Source organism: Sphingobium sp. (assembly GCF_035511395.1).
Lineage (GTDB): Bacteria > Pseudomonadota > Alphaproteobacteria > Sphingomonadales > Sphingomonadaceae > Sphingobium.
Genome location: NZ_DATKFP010000055.1, coordinates 1 through 3,815, shown reverse-complemented (window position 1 = coordinate 3,815; position 3,815 = coordinate 1). Strand labels below are relative to the sequence as shown.

At 61.5% G+C, this 3,815-nt stretch carries 4 protein-coding genes; all 4 read right to left on the bottom strand.

The genetic code is table 11. The features are described from left to right. Positions 1-99: 99 nt before the first annotated feature. On the bottom strand, positions 100-732 hold the full coding sequence (locus tag VMR39_RS03235) for a hypothetical protein (protein WP_325414296.1): 633 nt from the start codon (positions 730-732) through the stop codon (positions 100-102). Continuing rightward, positions 729-1,202: a hypothetical protein gene (locus VMR39_RS03230; RefSeq protein WP_325414294.1), complete on the bottom strand. Its 474-nt coding sequence runs from the start codon at positions 1,200-1,202 to the stop codon at positions 729-731. The genes VMR39_RS03235 and VMR39_RS03230 overlap by 4 nt, the downstream gene beginning before the upstream one ends. A 3-nt stretch (positions 1,203-1,205) precedes the next feature. After that, complete coding sequence (locus VMR39_RS03225) at positions 1,206-1,847, bottom strand: hypothetical protein (RefSeq protein ID WP_325414292.1); 642 nt, start codon at positions 1,845-1,847, stop codon at positions 1,206-1,208. Between the two features lie 8 nt (positions 1,848-1,855). Continuing rightward, on the bottom strand, positions 1,856-3,815 hold a 1,960-nt coding region (locus VMR39_RS03220; RefSeq protein ID WP_325414290.1), incomplete at its 5' end, for a hypothetical protein.

The following is a 3,815-nucleotide window of genomic DNA, read 5'->3' as shown; positions in this document are numbered from 1 at the left end:
AGCCCGCTTTCCGCCTTTCGGTGGAGCGGGCTTTGCGGTAAGTATCGGCCGGCGTTTTTTCGCGCCGTCCTGTTTCAAGTTTCACCCTGTCCATCAGCCTTATCGGTGTAACGAGCCGAGGGTATTGAAAAGGAACACAGTCCGCTGCGCCCAGCCGCCCACCATCCGAATGGCCCGACCGCCCGCAACTTCGTAGGGGAACGCGGTTTCCCGCTGCGCCCGCATGACGGCGAGGCGTTCGGCCTTGGTGTCGCAGCGCAGGTCAGTTCCATCCATCAGGCCTGCTCGGCCAAGGCGCGAGAGTAGATCGATTGAACAGGGCGAGACACTTACCTGCTCGTTCGGCAACAACCTGGCCGGGCCGGCTGGGTGGTGCATCGTCTCGCCGACGGCGACGCTCCACACCTCCAACCGCTTGCGCTCGTCGCTGTAGCCAACGGCTTTTATGATTGTAGGAAGGAAGGCCTTGCCAGCTACCTCTTCCCAGATACCCTCCGCGACCCCGCTTAGGCTGCCAGCAAGGCCATCGAACGAGTCGAACTCACCCGGGACCAAGGCCTCCATAGCTGTGAGAATGCGCAGGTCCCCTTGAACCGCTACGGCGGTGCTGATGTCGCTCAACACCAACACCTTCTCGACCAGGGCCAAAATCTCACCATCGTCGGCATACGCGGCGGCGTCGGTCCATATCTCAATGCGGTCATCGTCGGGGAAAATATTGCACGCGCTCATGGGGAGCTCCTTTTCAGGGTATGTGAGGGGCCGGCAGGGATGCCAGCGGTGAGGCCCGCGGCGACGGCTTTGCCAACCAAGCTCAGGGAACCAATGGTGCTTCCCGCGATACCGAGCGCGCCCACGGCATAAGGCATCGCAACTGCGAGGGCGATCATAGCCACCGCCATGCCGATCTGCTTGCCGGCCTTTTGGCCGCCTGCCCCGCCACCCATCGGGAGGTAGGTGATAAGCACAACATCACCCGCGCCGATCAGGGTGTCTTTCCACTCGGCGCGAGTGCGGACAGTGTCGTCACTCGGGACAATCTTGTCGCCAGGTCCTACGCCCCGATGCACCGACACCATGAACGGACGCCGCTTATTGGCGTGTTGCTTGGCAATTGTTGACAGCCGCCTCCGGCGTCGGTCCAAAAGTACCGGAGCGCCCTGCGGCTCTCCGCGGACGTTGCAAAACTGGACGGTCGCCATGGGCTATGCCGCCGCCGCCATGGCGCGACGAGAGTTGATCTTCTCTCCCGGCACATCGTCCCAATCACGCAGAATCTCGAACGTCGGGGCAACACCGGGCCGCACAACGGCATGCCAGACCTTGCCGCCGACCGAGAACCCCATAAGGGGCTGATCACCGCGACCGCAGGTGATGTCATCGGGGAAGGCCCGCGCTTCCTCGAAGCGCGCCAGGACCTCGTCGCGGTTCCACCGTTGGGCAATGGCCACGCCGAAGCCGGCCCGTTCGCCCATGAGATACACCACGCCTGGCTCAGTGCGGTGCATGGACGAGCCGTGCGTCTGCCGGAACAGCACTTCGCCACGGCTATTCTCGTCGGACCAGCCTGCCACGATGAATTCGAACGGCTCGTTGCCAAGGATCTCGTCGACTTTCACGGCGACCTGATCAATCTGCCGGCGCAGCTCGTCGAAGTTGGAAAACTCGAATTCCTGCAACGCGGCCAGAACAGCGACGAAAGCAAAAACCGGCCCGCGGGTGGCGAACACCGCGTTCGCGCCAGGGATCGGAGTCGTTTTCTGCCAGTCGTATAGAAAGACGCCATATTGATCATAGATAGCGCCATCGGTAATCATGTGGACGCAGTCGCGCTCCACGATCGTCATAACTGCGCTCACCTGAGCACCTCCATAGAATCGAATTGAACAACGCCGGTGAAACCGCCGTCTGCAAATTTTTTTGATGAACCGGTGATCGCGCCAACGATGCTGCTCAAGAAGCCGCCGCCACCACTTTTGGTGTCGAACAACCCCGACAGCAGGCTGTCGATCGCCTTGTCGGCCAGAGTGGCAGCCAGTCGTTTCAGCTGGTTCGTCAGGGCTTGGGAAGCCTTTGTGCCGTTCATCAGGTCGCTGGTCAGACCCTTGAGGAACGAGCCGGTTGTGTCTTTCAGGGATGCCACTTCGTGAAGCTTGGTCAGCCCCTGAACCGTCCGGTCCCAATCAGCTGCGCCGGGTGCGCTGTACTGCAAAGCCTGCTGGCGGACCTTCTGCTCGTCCGGCGTCCGGCCTAGCGCTGCATATTGGTCAGCCAGGTCACGCTTCAGCTTTGCCGACACATCCGAGGCGGCAGCCTTCGCGCGGGCATCGGCGATCTCGAGCCATTTATCGCGCTGCGCAGCCAACGCAGGCGTCAGCTGGTCAGACGAAGCCTTGATAAGGGATTCGGCCGTCGCGTACTTCTGGCCAAGTTCGCCACCCTTCTCGCGGTCCTCGTTCAGCAGCTTGTTGATTGCAGACAGGCGCTCCGCTTCGGCGGCGCTTTTGCCCATCGCTTCCGTGTTCTGTTGTTCGGCAATGGTAGCGTCGCGGATGGAACGGGCCGCGGCTGTGCTGCCGGCAATCTTCTTGTCTACGATTGCCAGCATGTCGCCGATGGAACGACCGCCGCCGACGATGTTGGGGTTGTATTTGGCCGCGTCAGCACCCAGTACCGAGGCCGCGTTGGCTGATGGATCTGCCTGCAGAGCTTTGACGGCGCCACCCGGCCCGAGGAAATGGGCCAGATACAAGTTGCGCATGGACGAATCAAACCCGGCCCGGCCCAACGCAGCTCCATTGTCCCGCGCATACGCCTCGATCATTTTGACCGTGTAGTCGCGGTTTGTCCTGAGACCGAGAATGGCAGCGTCGGTCATCGTTGCCGCGAGTTCGGAAAATTCCTTCTTGAACAGTCCGAGCCATGTTCCGCTCGTGAATTGTCCCGCGCCGGTTGCTGTCGCGCCAGGCATGGGGTTCTTGGCGTTGTCGTTACCGCGCGACTCGATCCACATAACCCGATCAGCATATCCCTGCGGAACCTGAACCTGCGCCTTGGCCTTTTCGCCGGCCTGTAACCGGTTCGCCGCAAGCGCGACCTGCTCGGCCTCGCGCAGCTTCGGCAGAGCGTCAACATTGCCGGCCTTCTCCGCAGCATCGCGGAGTTCCTTGAACCGGTTCGTAATCTCCCGAACCCCACGCTGATAGCTATCAAGACCCGCGGTTTCCTGCTGAAAACGCGCCTGCCGTAGCGCAGCCGCTGCAGCAGCTCCGCCATCCGCATAGTCCTTTTTGAGCTGCCCAAGGCTGGCGCGAGCGGAATCGGCGGCTTTCGACAGTAGGGCAACCCGGTCGTCCTGACCGTTGGTGCGCGCATCCGCGATTGCGCGTTCCAGCAGGACGATCTGGTTCTCAACGCCCTTTACCGCCTCGCCAGCCGCATCATACTGGCGAACGATCTCACCGGCCTGGATGGAAAGCTGGTTGTCGGCCTTGGTTTTGGAACGCTGCTTTTCCAGTTCGGCAAGGGCCTCCATCTTCGTGAGAATGATGGAGATTTCGCGCTGGTACACGCGAGCCATCTGCGGATCGAAGGTGGGAACGATCTTCTGGATTTCAGCGTCTGACAGGCCACGCTGTCTGGCTGCATCGACAGCGCTCTGATTGTCGCCGCCCTGCGCGCGTTTCAGGTCGTCCTGCAGAATGGACAGGCGCTGTTCAAGGTTGGGATCGAACCCGCGCGTGACCTTCTCGCCAACCCGGTCCATCGCGTCGGCGACAGCGTTCCAAGACCTGGCCCATACCGACGTCTTCTTG